Below are 15,655 nucleotides of genomic sequence, written 5' to 3'. Positions count from 1 at the left end.
CCGCCCCCGCAACCGGTCCAAGAACCCCACCGCTCAGCCCTCCGCCCCGGACCGCGTCACCAGGGACGCGATCTCGCCCGTGTAGCGGCGGCGGTCGTGGTGTTCGAGGTCCAGGATGTCCTCCAGGCTCCAGTGGAAGTGGTAGGCGACGTACGCGATCTCCTCGTGCAGCCGGTCGGTCGCGTACGTCACGATTCCCCCAGGCGGCTCCCGCCGAGCTCCACTTCGAAGGGTTCCGCGCAGTGCGGGCACTGAACTGCCGCGCGGGTGTGGCCTTCCGCGTTGATCTGGCGGTAGAAGTCCTGGAGGAAGGCGAGGTCGGAGGCGAACATGTTCTCCACGATCCCGTCGTGGACCATGGGGACCGTGCCCAGCCTCGTGATGACCCGGCCGAGCAGCACCACCGACAGATACGCCGGGTTCTCCTGCACCCGGACGTCCCGCAGCGGCACCAACTCGTCGCGTGCGGTGGCCAGTCGCATCACACCGTCCTGGTGGACCGTGCCGGACTCGTCGACGTAACCGCGCGGCAGCTGGAAGGGGAACTCGGTCCGCAGCGACTGCCGTACGGCCGGTGCGGGCGCCGGGGCGACCGGAGCCGGGGCCGGAGCCGCTATCGGACCGGCCCCCACCCCCGCCAACGTCTCCGCACCCGCACCCGCACCCGACGCGGCCACCGCCGTAGCCGCCGAACGCCTCATTATTCGATGACCAGTTCTTCGAACACGATGGTCACGGACTCGGTGAGGGCGGCGGCCTCGCCCGCCTTCACCGTGCTCGCGTCGATCTTGCTGCACCAGGCGTTGCGCAGGTGGTAGCGCTTCACCGGGTTGTTCTGGAAGTCCATCATGATGATCGACGCGTTCTTGCGCGCGGTGGTCATCTGACCGGAGATCGACTCGTTGATCCACTGGGTGAACGAGGCCGACTGGGTCATGCCGCGGATCACCGTGCAGGTGCCGTTCTTCTTCACACCCGGCATGTTCTTGACCACGTTCTGGCCGTTGGGGGTGTTCTGCTGGTAGGTGATGACGTCCTGTTCGATGCTGAGGCCGCTGACCTCCGCGAGGTACTCGACCATCACGCCGTCGATCTGCAGGCCGAAATTGTGTGAGGTGAGGGCGTCACCCGGCTGGAGACTCATGAATTCGCGTTCCTTCTGGCGTTACGGCGGCTGACTGCTGGCTGATGGGAATGGGGGGCTACTCCTCCAACTCCCCGCTGCCGCTGGAGAACTGAGCCAGTCGGAAGATCACGAACTCGGCCGGCTTGACCGGCGCGATGCCGATCTCGCAGACGACGCGGCCGACGTCGACGGACTCCGGCGGGTTGGTCTCCTCGTCGCACTTGACGTAGTACGCCTCCTCCGGCCGCTGGCCGAACAGGGCACCGCTGCGCCACTCGTTGACCAGGAAGGCCGAGATGTTGCGCCGGATCCGCGCCCACAGGGCGTGGTCGTTCGGCTCGAACACCACCCACTGGGTGCCGATCAGGATCGACTCCTCCAGGTAGTTGAAGTACCGGCGGATGTTGAGGTAGCGCCAGGCCGGGTCGGAGGACATGGTGCGGGCGCCCCAGACGCGGATGCCGCGGCCCGGGAAGGCGCGGATGCAGTTGACGCCGATCGGGTTGAGCAGGTCCTGCTCGCCGCGGGTGATCTGGGTCTCCAGGTCGACCGCGCCGCGTACGACCTCGTTGGCGGGCGCCTTGTGCACACCGCGCTCGGAGTCGTTGCGGGCCCAGACACCGGCGATGTGGCCGCTCGGCGGGATCAGCCGGGACTGTCCGCTGGACGGGTCGAAGGTCTTGATCCACGGGTAGTACAGGGCCGCGTACTTGGAGTCGTAGCCGGCCGTCTCCTGCCGCCAGACGCGGATCTGACGGGCGTTCAGGCTCGGCGGGGGGTCGATGACGGCGACCCGGTCGCCCATCAGCTCGCAGTGCGCGATCAGGCCCAACTGGACCGCCTTGACGGCCTCCAGGTCGATCGCGCCGCGCTGGTAGGCGGCCATCAGGTCGGGCACCGCGACCATGGAGATCTCGTCCACGGCCTCCAGACCGCCGAAGCCGGTACGGTCGGCGGAGTCGCCGAGGTAGGTGGCCGGGCCGGGATGTGACGCGGTGTCACTTCCCTTGCCGGGTACGGCAGGTGCGGCGGCGGCAGCGGGGGCGGGCGCGGTGAGGGCGACCGTCTGGTTCTCCGGGCGGGCCAGCTGCGCGGCGGGCGCGGCCTCGGCCACGGCGATGAGCTTGGAGCGCTCCTTGACCTGGGTGACGACGTAGTTGCGGCCGCCCTTCTTGGCGGTCACGTCGAAACTCTCGACGTCCTTGCCGGCGTCCTTGACGATCAGCCGGAACCGTTCGGCGGGACCTTCGCCCTCGGCGTCGGCCACCTCGACGCTCAGGTCGCCGGATGCCAGAGCGGTCACGGCGAACGTGCCGAGCTGGGCCGGCTCGCCCGCGGTCAGCGCGGCCGGGGTCGCCGAACCGGCAACGGCGGACGGGGACTTGGCCTCCGCCGAGGTGCCTACGGCGGTGCCGCCGACGCGGACGACATAGGCGGCCGAACCGCCGTTGTTGAAGAAGCCGTAGACGGAGTGGGCGAGGTAGTACCCGTCGGTGAACTCACCGAAGGCAGCCACGTACTGCGTCCAGTTGGTCACCAGGGTCGGCTCGTTCAGCGGACCGGTCGGGGCCAGGCCCACGAAGGCCGCCACCGAGGTGCCCACTCCCTCGATCGGGCGCGAGCCGCTGGCCACCTCCTCGACGTAGACGCCGGGCGACAGATAGGACGGCATGCTCTGCTCTCCTCGGGGTACGAGACAGGACGCCCTCAAGCGTCACGCGCGCGACCCGGCCGCCGAAACGTCCCCGAGTGCCTGCCTTGGGGCAACTTCCTTGCCCTCAGGGGCAGTCCGCCGCACGGTTCGCGGGCAGCCCGCCGCGTCGATTCCTCTGCGGGCCCGCTCCACCGGGGTGGACGCCGTCGCCCCGGGGGCAGTGCCGGGTTTGACGGGCGGCCCTTTTGGGCAACTGCTGTTGCCCCGGCGACTCCTGACGCGCCCTCACCATCCGTCGTAGCGTCGGCTCATGAGTCTGTGGACCTCCCTGGAGCCAGCGTCCGCGACCGTCGATCCCGGTGGCAGTACCCGCGTGCGGCTGCGGCTGCGCAACACCGGCGACGTCGTGGACGAGTACCGCTTCGAGCCGGTCGGGAGCATCGCGCCCTGGACCACTGTGGAGCCGCAGACGCTGCGGCTCTATCCGGGCACGACGGGGACGGTCGACCTGACGTTCGCGCCGCCGCGCACCCCGGACGCGACGGCGGGCCCGAACCCGTACGCGGTCCGGATCACGCCGACCGAGCACCCGGAGGCGGTCACCGTCCCCGAGGGCAATCTGACCATCACCCCGTTCACGGAGGTGCGGGCGGAGCTGGTGCCGCCGACGGTCAAGGGACGTTTCCGGGGCCGCCCCCAACTCGCCGTGGACAACCTGGGCAACACCAAGCTGACGGCGTCGATCAGCGGCAGCGACAACGGCGACCAGCTGTCGTACGACATCCATCCGGGCAATGTGCAGATCGAGCCGGGCCGGGCGGCCTTCGTCAAGGCGTCCCTGAAGCCGCGGAAGATCATCTGGTTCGGGCCGAAGGAGCAACGGCCGTACACGCTCAGCGTGTTGCGGTCCGGCGCCAACCCCCTTCCCGTGGAGGGGACTTATCTCCAGCGCGGGTTTCTGCCGCGCTGGCTGGCCACCTTCCTCGGGGTCCTCACCGCGCTCGCGCTCACCTTCGTGATGCTGTGGATCGCGTACAAGCCGCAGGTGCAGACCGCCGCCACCGAGCAGTTGAAGGACGCGGGCGTCAGCACGCTCGCGCCCAGCCCCACCCTGAGCGCCGCTCCCCCGCCGCCCTCGCCCGTCGTGACGAGCGCGCCCCCGGCGGCCGAGACCTCGACGGCCGCGGCGGCCGGTGGCGGGTCGGGCGGCGGCGGAGACTCCAAGCCGTCCGCCAAACCGAAGCCGGTGACGGCGGCGACCGCGGTGAACAAGCTGGCCGCGCGGGACTCCGGACGCCATGTCTGCTACCGGATCTACATCGGGGGCAAGGGCTGGCAGGCCCCGGAGTGCGACGGCGCCACGGCCGCCACCTCCACCGACGACGAGCAGATCCTCTCCGTGAACATCGCGGTCTCCGGGACCGCCGGTTCGGCCGCCAACGCCTTCATCCACGACCCCGCGTCGACCAACGGCTACGGCAAGTACCAGCCTTCGGGATGGACGGCCATCATCGCCGACGGCAAGGACAACTACATCGGCGCCGCGAAGCCGGGCGCCGCGTACATGACGGGCTTCGCGAACAACATCGGCAGTGGTCAGCTCTGCTGGATCGTCCGCAACTCCGGCTGGGGCTGGAGCCCGCAGAACTGCACCAAACCGCGCCCCGAGTACGGCTTCTCGGGCACCCTCGACAACGCCCACTGGCTGGTGGCGGTCAGGCTGACGGTGCCGAACTGACGGTTTTCGATCCACCCTGGCGGGGCGGCTACCAGGTGCCCTCTCCCGGCACCAGCCGCCCCGCCTTGCGGTATTCGCGGCGGGCCCCTTCGAGGAGGTCCGCCGCGGTCACCGTGTCCCCGCGTCCGGCGGCGAGGTAGGCGGCGGTGACGACGGCGCTGCGGATGGAACCGCCGGCCAGCTCGAACTCCTCGGCCAGCGGCCCGAGTTCGAGGTCGGGCACGCTCGGCACATGGGTCAGCCCGTGCCGCCACAGCGCGAGCCGCTGCGCCGGGTCCGGGAACGGGAAGTCGACGACCAGGTCCAGCCGGCGGGTGAACGCCTCGTCGATGTTGGCGCGCAGGTTGGTGGTGAGCAGCGCGATCCCGTCGAAGGACTCCAGGCGTTGGAGCAGATAGGCGCTCTCCATGTTGGCGTACCGGTCGTGCGAGTCCTTCACCTCGGAGCGCTTGCCGAAGACGGCGTCGGCCTCGTCGAAGAGGAGCACGGCGTCGGTGCGGTCGGCCTCCGTGAAGATCCGTTCGAGGTTCTTCTCGGTCTCGCCGACATACTTGTCGACGATCGACGACAGCTGAACGACATAGAGATCCAGGCCGAGTTCGGCCGCGACGACCTCGGCCGACAGCGTCTTGCCGGTGCCGGACTCCCCCGCGAACAGGCCGAGCACGCCACGCCCCCGGCCGCCGCCCGCGCTGAGCCGCCAGTCGCCGAGGACCCGGTCGCGGTGCCGGGCGCGCAGGGCGAGTTCGTGCAGCTGGGTCAGGGACCGCTCGGGCAGGACCAGGTCCCGCCAGTCGACGGCGGGCCGGATCCGCCGGGCATGCTGTTCCAACCCGGACGCCGACTGCTGCCTCGCCGCGAGCCGCAGATGGGCGGCGCTCATCGGGGTGCCGTCGAACGCGGCGAGCCCCCGGGCCGCCCGTGCGGCGCGCGCGATGCGGTCGGCGCCGAGATGGTACGGCGCGACCGTGGCCCGCACGTCGAAGCCGCTCTGCTCGCCGACGGCGTCCGTCCAGGCCCGCACCGCCGCGGCCCGCTGCCGGGGCGCCTCCAGGATCAGCGGATCGCTCTCGCACCACTGCGGATCGTACGGCCGCGCACCGGCGATCAGCACGGAGACATCAGTGGCGTCGGTCAACGCCCTTACCAGTGCGCCGGGTTGGTCGGACAGCCCACCCACGACGACCGCACGACCGCTGAGCCGTGCCTCGCGCAGCAGCTCCGGCACCCGTTCCACGGGCCCGGAGAACCGCACAGCGGCCACCCCCGCCACGTCCAGCGCGGCGGCCACGCACACGAGCCCGTCACCTTCGTGACGCTCCCTCACATACACGGTGAGCGGCGGCCCTTCGGCGAGCAGCACGCCCAGCCGGTCCACGAAGACGGTGAACTCCCCGTCTCTGCCCGGCTCTTGCCCGCCCGTATCTTGTCCGCCCGGCTCTTGCCCGTCGTACGACACGCTCGGCACCGGCAGCGGGTGGAGGTGCCCGGTGAGGGTCGCGTCCGGGGTGTCGTCGCCGAGGAGACGAGCCACGACCCGGTCGGGGACCCGCAACGAGCGGCTGAGGAAGGGCCGTTCGGGTTCCTCCACGGTGAGCAGTCCGAGGGCGGACAGCGGAGCCGTCGGGAGGAACCGGGCCCGGCCCTCCGCCTGGTGTGCCGGTACGCCGCACAGGTCCAGGGCGAGTCCCACGGTGGCCCGGCGGCGGCTGACGTCGTCGTTGAGGTAGCCGTAGAGGGGCTCGAAGGTGCGGTCCAGGTCGGGGGCGAGGGCGACGAGGAGGAGGGCGGTGTCGAGGTCGGTCAGGTGCAGGGCGGCGAGCCGGTCGGCCGGGCTGTGCGCCAACTCCGGTGTGGGCGAGCCCAGTTCCCGGTCCGGTTCCGGGGAGCGCAGCAGCAGATGCCGTACCGCCTCTTCCGGGAGGTACAGGCCGCGCATCGGGTCGCCGGCCGTGGGGTCGGCGGCGGAACGCCGGTCGACGAGCAGGGCGACGCGCTCACGGAGGTGGCCGAGCCGGGCGAGGAGGGCATCGGTCTCCGGCTCGGCGGCGAAGGCCGACGCATCTTCTGCCACTGACACTTCGACGGCCCCGGCCTCGTCCGTCACCGTCATGTCGGCGTCCCCGGCGCCCTCTTGCGCCGAGCGACCTCCCGCGCCTCCCGTACCGCCGCCACCTGGCGCGGTCGGTGCGCGCGTTCCTCCACGCCCGGCCCGGTGCCGTCGAGGCCGCTCACGCGGACCGCCGCGCCCTCGGTGACGGGCGGGCCGGCGTCGTACTCGGGGTAGGCCGGGAAGGGCGCGGTGACCACGAGGTCGAGGGACGGCTTGAGTTCGCCGCCGAGGGCGGACCAGATCTCCGCGAGGGAGCGTGACTCGGTCTGGATGCCGGCCACCGAGATCGGCACCGACAGGCCCAACTCACGGAGAGATCCCGGAAGTTCGGTGGGCGCGAGCAGCTCGCGCGGGATCAGGGTCGACAACACGGCAGACAGCAGCCGGTGTTCGTCCTGCGGGCGCTTCGTCCACGCCGTCACCAGGTACGACAGCCGGAACCAGCGCGGCGGCTGGCGGCGCTTGACGACCACGTCCCGCTCGTCGCGCACGGCGACATGCCCGCGCTGGCGCCGGTGCACGTCCTCCCGGATGTCGTACAAGTAGGTGTTGATCGTGGGGGTGTTGCGGCGGGCCGCCCAGTCGCGGGTCGGAGCGTCGAAGGAGACCTCGATGCCCGAACCGGCCAGTGCGCCGCCGCCGATCAGGTCCTTGAGAACCTCGTCCACCTCGTGGATCACCGCCGAACTCCCGCCCTGCCGTGCTGTCGTGCCCCGCGGTACGCGTCGGCGCCCGGTACGCCCCTGTCGGCCGTCCCCCGATCGTGCCGTCCCAACCGCCCGTCCCCGCAAGCACCTTGGGGACGGGGACGGGGCACGGCATGTTGCCCGCGTGTCCGGCTTCGAGTGCCCGTTCGGTCAGATGTAGCCTTCCCGAAGGGCATGCGCCACGGCATGCGCCCGATTGCGCAGGTGAAGGCGTGTGGTCAGCCCGTGCATGACGTTTTTGACGGTGCGTTCGGAATAGGAGAGCTTGCTGGCTATCTCTCCGGTGTCCAGCCCCTCGGCGACCAGCCGCAGGACGTCCACCTCTCGCGGCGAGAGCCCCGAGGGATGGCCTCCGGACCGGCCGGCCGCGCTGCGGTGCAGTGTCCCCACCTGTTCGACGAGCCGGCCGATCAGATCGGCCGGCAGGTCGCCGTCACCGCGCGCCGCGGCGACCACGGCCTGCACCAGGCGCTGTGCGGTCGCCTCCCCGCGCCACACGATGGCGCCGACCCCGCACTCGATCACATCGAGCAACTCGGCCTCGCGCAGCGCCCCGACGACGAGCACGGCCCGCCCGCCCTCGCTGCGCACGAGCCGGCGCAGCCGGGTGAGCGCGATCTCGTCGAGGGTGTCGGCGATGAACAGGGCCACTCTGCCGGGCCCGGTGTCGTTCTCCTCGCGGAGGTCGATCTCCGGGTATCTGCGCAGCTGGCTGAGTGCTCCCTCGCGGGAGATCGGGTCCGGGGCGTGCACCGCCACGGGTATCCGGTCGGCGGGGTCGGCGGTACCGGGGTGTGCGGGCCGCGATGAGCTGAGCAACGTTCTCCCTCGAATCCACATCCAACTACGTGCCACCCCAGGTGCGCTGGTGGCGGCCGTGTACTTCTCACCCTCACGGGGCGGGTGGGGCGGGCGCAATCGTGGAGCACCACGAGCAGCACCACGAGATCGGACGTACGGCGGACCACGGCGAGTGAGCGGCCAAGACGGCGGAAGCGACCGGCACGACGGGTACGACGGACACGAGGAGGACCGCGATGACGGGCACGACGTCTGACGCCGGAGCGTCCGCGACACCGCCCGAACACCGGGACGCGACACGGCTGTTGGCGGCGGAGGCCGCGTGGGCCCGGGCCGGTGCCGGCCGGCTGGTACTGCTGCGCGGGGCCACCGGGACGGGCCGTACCACCGTGCTGGAGGCCGCCGTCACGGACGCCTTGGCGCACGGCATGCGGGTGCTGCGGGCCCGCTGTTCGCCCCGCGACCAGGCGGTGCCGTACGCCACCGTGCTGCAACTGATGGCTCCGGTACCGGAGTTCGGGGACGCGAGGCTCGCCGGGGACGAGCGGGCGAGCGCCGATCTGTTCCGGCGGGTACTGCACTCGTACGCCGACCGGGCACCGCTGCTGATCGCCGTGGACGACGTCCATCTGGCCGACCCGGCCTCGCACCGCTGGCTGGTCGAGTCCGCCCGGCACGTCGACCGATTACGGATCCTGCTGGTCGCCACGGAACGCAGCCAGTACGACGTCGACCCACCGGCTCCGGGCCTGACCCACACCCTGTCGCCCGCCCTGGTCCGCACTCTCACGCTGGCCCCCCTGACCGCGAACTCGGCCGCCGAGCTGGTGAGTTCGGCCCACCCGGACGCCCCCACGCCGTGGGTGGAGGACTGCGTACGGGCGGGGGCGGGCAACCCGTTGCTGCTGCGGGCCCTGCTCGACGACCTCGGCGCCGGCCGGCACGTGAGCGTGCCGAAGACGTCTGCCGCGCTGTACCCGGGCGCGTATCCGGCCGCCGTGTCCTGGTGGTTGGACAGTGCGGGCCCGGCCACCGGCGAGGTCGCCCGGGCGCTGGCCGCGCTGGACGAGGGGTGGGACGGGGGCACCCCGCGGGATCTGCCGAGCGGCCACGCCACCTGTCCCGCCGAGGAACTGGCCGCGGTGATCGCCGAGTTGGCGGGTGCCGACCCGGCCCGGGTGGCCGGCTGGCTCACCGCGATGAGCGGGCTCGGGGTGCTGCGCCCGGACGCCGACGGACGTCCGCGCTACGCCCATCCACTCCTGCGGGACGCGGTGCTCACCGGCGTACCCGTGGCCAGACGGCGGGCCGCGCACGCGGCGGCGGCCGAGACGATGCAGCGCCACGGCGTCTCCCCCGACACGGTCGCCCGGCAGTTGCTGCTGTCCGACCCGGTGGGCGAACCCTGGACGTCGGCCGCGCTCCAGGAGGCGGCCTCGCTCGCGCTGCGCGACGGCCGCACGTCCGACGCGGCGGCCTTCCTGCGCCGGGTCCTGGAGGAGCCGCTCGCGGACGCCCGCAGACAGCGGCTGCTCACCGAACTGGGCTCCTTGGAGTACAAGGCACAGACCACCTCGGCCGGTATCCCCCGCCTGAGCGAGGCGCTAGGGCTGTCGGGGGCGCCGCAGGACACCGTGCGTGCGGCAGTCGCCCTCGGCACGGCGCTGGCCGGCCGGGGCAGGACCCTGGCCGCAGTGGACGTACTGCGCACGGTGGAGGACGAGTTGACGGACCGGCCGCAACTGATCCGCACCCTCCAGACCGCCTCGGTGCTGCTGTCCGAGCAGGACCAGACGGTGCGCAAGGAGGTGTACCGGTGGCTGTGCGACGCCGCCGAGCACTCGCCGGAGCTGGTCGGTACGGCCGGTCACGCGCTGGTCGTACGGCATGCGGCCACGGCCGGGCTGATCTCGGCCGCTGAGGCGATGCGGCGGCTGCGGGCGCTGCTCGCGCAGCCCGCCGATCCACTGACCGAGCCGTTCCTGATCGGCACGGCCGCCGCCGTCGCCCAGTGGGCCGACGAACTCCCCGAAGCCGAACGGCTGGTGGAGCGCGGCCTGGTGGGCCAGCGTCCCGACCTGCTGCACCCGATGCACGAGGCGCTGGCCAACGTACGGGCCGACATCCTGGCCGCGCGCGGCGAGCACGCGCGGCTGCTGGCGGACCCGTGCCCGCGTGACCGGCCGCGCAGCGGGCCCTCCAACCGGCAGGCCCATGTGCTGCTTTCGCTCGTGGCAACCGGCGAAGAGGCGCGGGCGCTGCGGCTCGCGGACGGCCTCGACCTGCGGTCCGCGCCCGACTCCTGGGAGTTGAACCGCTTTCTCTACGCGCGGGGAGTGCTGCGTGCCGCCACCGGCGACACGGCGGGCGCGCTGCACGACTTCCTGGAGTGCGGGCGCCGCCAGTCGGCCCGTGAGGTGGTCAGCCCGGTGGTCACCCCGTGGCGCACGGCCGCCGCCCAGTGCCGTCTCGCGCTCGCCCGCCCCCGGGAGGCCATCGCCCTGGCCGAGGAGGAGCTGCGGCTGGCCCGGGTGTGGAACACGCCCCGCACGGTGGGCCGTTCCCTGCGTGTCCTGGCCGCGGCGACCGGCGGCCGGCGCGGTCTGGAGCTCGCGGAGGAGGCCGTACGGCTGCTGCGGGACGGGCCGGTGGGCACGGAGGCCGAGTTGGTGTCGGCGCTGATCGTGCGGGGCCGCGGGCTGACCTCGGCCGGGGACCGGGGGCGGGCCCGGGCCTGTCTGCGGGAGGCCGCCGAGCGTGCCGAGCGGCTGGGGGCGACGCGTCAATGGGCCCTGGCTGAGGAGGCGTTGGGCGAGAGCGGTGCGCGGCGCTCGGCGCCCGCGCGTACCGGTTCACGGTCGCTCACGACCAGTGAGCGGCGGATCGCCGAACTGGCCGCCGACGGCCGGACGAACACCGAGATCGCCGATCTGCTGCATCTGGCCCGCCGCACGGTGGAGACCCATCTCACCAGTTCCTACCGGAAGTTGGGCATCCGGCGGCGGGGCGAACTGCCCGGGACGCTGGGGCACAAGTAACTGGCAGTGGCCCGCCGCGAGTTACTTGCGCGCCCCGGCGGTCGGCTTCTTGGGCTCGGTGCCCTCCGCCCGCACGGTGCTGTTGCCCTTCTTGGGGACGTGCCGGGGCACGACGTCCTGGGGGAAGGTGAGTTGCTGGTTCATCCACTTCAGGGACGCGGGCATCTCCCGTACCCAGGTGGGGAAGTTGTGGCTGCCCGACTCGGGCAGGATCGACGCGACGCGCATGGGCGCCTTGACGGCCTTGATGAAGGCGAGGGTCTGCGGATAGCCCCGCTCGCCGTGCTTGCTGTCGGCGACCAGGACGGAGACCTGGGGGATGGGCAGGTGCTTCAACCGCCACATCAGGTCATGCCCGTTGACCCGGTTCACACGGCCGAGACCGCTGCCGAAGAGGTTGCCGGTGGTGGGGTCGTCCTTGATCCGGTAGTCGGGGGAGAGCGCGGCGGCCGTCGTGTACACGTGCGGGTTGCGCATCGTCAGCTGCAGGGCGCAGGTGCCGCCGGAGGAGTACCCCATGACGCCCCAGGCGCTGGCGTCATGGCCCACCCGGTAGACGGACTTGAGGGCCTGCGGAAGGTCCTTGGCGAGGAAGGTCTCGGTCTGCGGTCCGCCCGGAACGTTCACGCACTCGGTGTCGCGCGGCGGGGCGATCGTCGGCCGGATCATCACCATGATGGTCGGCTGCATCTGCCCGCTCCTCTGCAGCTGCCCGGCGGTCTGCGAGACCCGCAGGTACTGCGCGAGGTTGAAGATGCTGCCCGGGTAGCCGCTGAGCGCGACGACGACGGGGAAGCGCTGGCGCGCGTACGCCTTCTGGAAGTACTGCGGCGGCAGGTAGACGAACGCCGGATCGACCACTCCCGTACGGCGGCCGATGACCTTGACGGACTCCACCTTGCCGTTCACCGCGGGATTGCCGGTGGGCAGTCCGCTGACCCGGCTCAGCTGCTCGTCGCCGGCGGGCTGCACCAGCGCGCCCTTCACGGTGACGCCGCCGATCGAGCCGTCACCGCTGTGGTCGGCCGCCTGGGTCACGCCGACGGGGGCGGTGTCGACGTTGCCGAACAGCTCGCCCCACGATCCGAAGAACTGGTACGAGGAGTTCAGCCAGCACGCGAACGCCGCGATGATGGTGACCTGAGTCACTCCAATGGCTGCCAGCCGCCCGAGCACGTGCCGCACGCCCGGACTGGCGAGCCGCGGCCACACCCAGACCAGCAGCACCACGCAGACGGCAGCCACCGCCGCCACCACATAAACGGTAGTCTCGCTGGTCAAACCCATGCCACTCAGTCCCCGGTTTCCTTGCCTGTGCTGTTTCCTTCACACAGAAGGAGGGCTACGGACCCTTCTGCGTTCCTCAACGAGCACGAATAGGACAAAGAAGCGGGTCGGTACGGGTTTCCACGGACGGCCCCCACCCAGGTTTACGGCGTCCGGTTCGGCGTCCAGTCGGCGTCTCTCCTTCGGTCGGCCGAGGCGTCCGTCCGTCATACGTAAGGTCTCGCCGTACCCCGTCGTCCGGCCCGACCCGGTAGGTTTCGCAGCGGTCCGATGCGGTCGACTCCGGGGAAGGGAACGGCATGGCGAAGGACGATTCCGCCCTGCGGTCCGGCCCCGGCGACGCCAACTCGCAGGACGGGCCCGGCAGATCGGCCGGAAACGGCCGGCTGGCCGACAGACTGGCCTCCGCCCGCCTGCAGAACTTCGTCGGCAGGCGCGAGGAACTCACCCTGTTCCGGAGGGCGTTGGCCGGTGAACCCGGCGCCCCGATGGTCATCGTGCTGCACGGCCCGGGCGGCATGGGAAAGAGCGCCCTGCTGCAGCGCTTCGCCGCGGAGGCACGCGCCGCGGGCCGGCCGGTCGTCGGCGTCGACGCCCGTACGGTCGAGCTCTCGCCGTCGGCCTTCGAGGAGGCGACCGCCGAGGTCTTCGCCCGCGACAACGCTGTCCTGCTGGTCGACGACTTCGAGCGCTACCGCGCCATGGAGGAGTGGATACGCGACCGCTTCCTGCCGCGGTTACCTGCCGGAGCCCTGGTCGTCGTCGCCGGACGGCACGCACCCGACCCCCTCTGGAAGGCGGACCTCGCGTGGAGCGAGGTCCTCCAGGTCGTGCCCCTGCGGGAGTTGGGGCCCGCGGACTCGGCGGCGCTGCTCACCACGCAGGGCGCCGACCCCGCACTGCACGCGTCCCTCCTCCGGTTCGCCGCGGGCCATCCGCTGGCCCTGCGGCTGGTGGCGGAGGCGGCGACCCACGACAACTCGTCGACGGACGAGGTCTTCTGGGCCCCGCTGCGTACGGTCGTCGACCGCCTGCTGACCCACATCGTCGGCAGACCGCCCTCGCCCGCACACCGGCGGGCACTGGAGGTGTGCGGCCATGTCGCGGACACCACCGAGGAGTTGCTGCGCGTGGCACTCCCGGACGAGGACGCCACCGAACTCTTCGCCTGGCTACGGCAGTTGTCGTTCATGAAGTCGGGCCCCTTCGGGGTGTGCCCCTACGACGTCGTCCGTGACGCCCTCGACAGCGACTTCCGCTGGCGCGATCCGGAACGCTACAAGGCCATGCACCGCACGATCCGCCGCCACCTCGTGGAGCGCGTCCGCGACGCACCGGAGAAGGAAGCCCTGCGCGCGGCACGGGAGTTCAACCACATCGTGTCCAGGGCGCAGTGGCTGAGGGAGTTCCAGGGCACCCGGAACGAACCCGACGTCCACGAGCAGCCGATGCGCCCGGAGGACGTCCCCGCGCTGATCGAACTGACCCACAAGGTCGAGGGCGAGCACAACGCCCGCATGGTCGCGTACTGGTTGAGGCATCAGCCCGAGGCGTTCCACGTCCACCGGCGCTGCGACACGGGTCAACTCCTCGGGTTCATGGCCTGGTTGAGGATCGACGCGCTCGACGACGAGACCCGGGCGGCGGACCCCGTGCTGGCGGAGGCGTGGGAGTTGGTCTCCGCGATGACTCCCCCGCGTCAGGGCGAACACCTGGGCGTGGCACGGTTCATGGTGCACGAGGAGAACCATCACCGCCCCTCGCGGTCATGGGACCTGGTGCGGATGCGGATCGTCTTCGAGCTGCTGCGTGCCAAGCACTGCGCGTGGTCCTGCTTCGTCAGCGCCGAACCGAAGTTCTGGGCGCCGCTGATGACGTACATGGGCATGTTCCAGCCGCCCCGCCGGGCCGTCCACGCCGATCGCGGGTACGGCCTGTTCTGCCACGACTGGCGGGCGGCGCGGGCGGAGGAGTGGGCCGAGGGCATCGATGCCCGCCTGCTCGGCGGGGCACCGGCCGCGTCGGCCGGGAAGCCCAAGTCCCGTGTCACACCGCTGAGTCGGGAGGAGTCGGACGCCGCCGTCCGCGAGGCGCTGCGCGGCTGGCTCGACCCGGGCGGACTCGCCGGCAACCCACTGCTGCGGAGCCGGCTGGTGGAGGAACTCAGCGAGGGCGACCCGGTGACCGCGCTCCGCGACCTGATCGGCAAGGCCGTACAGCGGCTCAACGCCCATCCGCGCACCCGGCATCTGCACGACGTGCTGACGCTGACGTACCACTCGACGTCCACGCAGGACGCCGTGGCGCGGAAGCTCAACCTGGCGTTCAGCACCTACCGCAGGCATCTGGCCCGCGCCCTGGACGAGGTGCGGGAGACGGTGTGGGACTGGGAGGTGCACGGCCGGATCAGGGCCGAACAGGAGCCTCCGCAAGGGAGTTGAGAGGGCGTCTACGGCGGGGCCGTTCACAGACTTGCTCCAGCAGTTGGCCCCTCAGGGTTGCCCGAGGGGCCAACTGCCTGCACCACCCGCCGAGTTACTTGGCGGGCTTGTAGAACGCGTACGTGGCGGTGTACTGCACGCTGACCTGGTCCGTGCTGGTGCCGGTGCAGGCCGTGGTGGGCGCGACGCCACCGCTCGTGCCCAGGCGCTGGACGTAGGAGACGTCGGCGAACATCCCGGTGCCGCGGGTGGCGGTGGCCTTCAGCAGCAGCTCGGGGATGGTGCCCGTCTTGGGCGAGTTGGCGATCGCGGAGCCGTTGACGGCGCTGCCGTCCACCGTGGACACCCACACCGGGCCACGGGAGTGCAGGGCGACGGGACGCTTGGTGCGGTCGTTCTTGGCCCACAGGGTGGCGGCCGGCTCCAGCAGCGTCCAGGCGCTGTTGGTGCAGGTGTAGGTCTGGACGCCGGCGGCGGAGAAGACGCCGGTGAGCTTGTTGCCGTCCGGGACCTTCAGCGCGTCGGGCACGGTGACGCCGAGGCGGAGGGGCGGCTGCGGGGTGGCGGCCTGGCCGACGGTGGCGCTCACGAGCGTGCCGGCGGCCACAGCGGTGACGGCCGCGGTGGTGAGGATGAGACGTTTGGCGATCTTCATCGGTGTGTCTCCAGAGCAATTTCTGAACAGGGTCGCGGGTATCGGGGTCGCGGGAATCCGGACTCCCGGGCCGATCAGATGATCTTCGGCCCCGC

The 15,655-nt window shown here is 71.6% G+C and carries 12 protein-coding genes; 3 read left to right on the top strand and 9 right to left on the bottom strand.

What is annotated here, in order from left to right; all coding sequences use genetic code 11:
• Positions 1-33: 33 nt before the first annotated feature.
• From OG496_RS41625 to OG496_RS41610, 4 genes are read right to left on the bottom strand one after another with little or no spacing between them, the layout of a single operon-like run.
• A complete protein-coding gene (locus tag OG496_RS41625; RefSeq protein WP_200684736.1) occupies positions 34-192 on the bottom strand; it encodes a DUF6760 family protein in 159 nt (52 codons plus the stop codon).
• Entirely contained in the window at positions 189-701 is a 513-nt protein-coding gene (locus OG496_RS41620) for a hypothetical protein (protein WP_405974542.1), read from the bottom strand. The genes OG496_RS41625 and OG496_RS41620 overlap by 4 nt, the downstream gene beginning before the upstream one ends.
• Entirely contained in the window at positions 701-1,144 is a 444-nt protein-coding gene (locus tag OG496_RS41615) for a phage tail protein (protein WP_327400579.1), read from the bottom strand. The genes OG496_RS41620 and OG496_RS41615 overlap by 1 nt, the downstream gene beginning before the upstream one ends.
• A 58-nt stretch (positions 1,145-1,202) precedes the next feature.
• Positions 1,203-2,798 (bottom strand): phage tail sheath family protein, encoded by a 1,596-nt coding sequence (locus OG496_RS41610; RefSeq protein WP_405974541.1) that lies wholly within the window; start codon positions 2,796-2,798, stop codon positions 1,203-1,205.
• 292 nt (positions 2,799-3,090) lie between these two features.
• Here OG496_RS41610 and OG496_RS41605 point away from each other — a divergent pair, with 292 nt between their 5' ends.
• On the top strand, positions 3,091-4,518 hold the full coding sequence (locus OG496_RS41605; RefSeq protein WP_366493172.1) for a hydrolase: 1,428 nt from the start codon (positions 3,091-3,093) through the stop codon (positions 4,516-4,518).
• A gap of 28 nt (positions 4,519-4,546) precedes the next feature.
• Here the strand turns inward: OG496_RS41605 and OG496_RS41600 are convergent, their stop codons facing one another.
• From OG496_RS41600 to OG496_RS41590, 3 genes are all read right to left on the bottom strand, one after another.
• Positions 4,547-6,631, bottom strand: a complete 2,085-nt coding sequence (locus OG496_RS41600; protein ID WP_405974540.1) for an ATP-binding protein — start codon at positions 6,629-6,631, stop codon at positions 4,547-4,549.
• A complete protein-coding gene (locus OG496_RS41595; RefSeq protein ID WP_405974539.1) occupies positions 6,628-7,311 on the bottom strand; it encodes a DUF4255 domain-containing protein in 684 nt (227 codons plus the stop codon). Before OG496_RS41595 ends, OG496_RS41600 begins: the two co-directional genes overlap by 4 nt.
• 177 nt (positions 7,312-7,488) lie before the next feature.
• A complete protein-coding gene (locus tag OG496_RS41590; protein WP_405974538.1) occupies positions 7,489-8,157 on the bottom strand; it encodes a LuxR C-terminal-related transcriptional regulator in 669 nt (222 codons plus the stop codon).
• A 218-nt stretch (positions 8,158-8,375) separates the two neighbouring features.
• Between OG496_RS41590 and OG496_RS41585 the strand changes: the two genes are divergently transcribed.
• Complete coding sequence (locus OG496_RS41585) at positions 8,376-11,177, top strand: LuxR C-terminal-related transcriptional regulator (RefSeq protein ID WP_405974537.1); 2,802 nt, start codon at positions 8,376-8,378, stop codon at positions 11,175-11,177.
• A 21-nt stretch (positions 11,178-11,198) separates the two neighbouring features.
• Here OG496_RS41585 and OG496_RS41580 read toward each other — a convergent pair whose 3' ends face one another.
• Positions 11,199-12,464 (bottom strand): alpha/beta hydrolase-fold protein, encoded by a 1,266-nt coding sequence (locus tag OG496_RS41580; RefSeq protein ID WP_366493176.1) that lies wholly within the window; start codon positions 12,462-12,464, stop codon positions 11,199-11,201.
• 299 nt (positions 12,465-12,763) lie between these two features.
• Here OG496_RS41580 and OG496_RS41575 point away from each other — a divergent pair, with 299 nt between their 5' ends.
• A complete protein-coding gene (locus OG496_RS41575; protein ID WP_405974536.1) occupies positions 12,764-14,905 on the top strand; it encodes an AAA family ATPase in 2,142 nt (713 codons plus the stop codon).
• Between the two features lie 94 nt (positions 14,906-14,999).
• Here OG496_RS41575 and OG496_RS41570 read toward each other — a convergent pair whose 3' ends face one another.
• On the bottom strand, positions 15,000-15,560 hold the full coding sequence (locus tag OG496_RS41570; RefSeq protein ID WP_366493178.1) for a DUF3455 domain-containing protein: 561 nt from the start codon (positions 15,558-15,560) through the stop codon (positions 15,000-15,002).
• Positions 15,561-15,655 lie beyond the last annotated feature (95 nt).

Origin of the sequence: Streptomyces sp. NBC_00988, assembly GCF_045162645.1 — a bacterium.
In the GTDB taxonomy this organism is placed as follows: domain Bacteria; phylum Actinomycetota; class Actinomycetes; order Streptomycetales; family Streptomycetaceae; genus Streptomyces.
The sequence above is the reverse complement of the archived record's forward strand: the minus strand, read 5'-3'. Positions and strand labels throughout refer to the sequence as shown.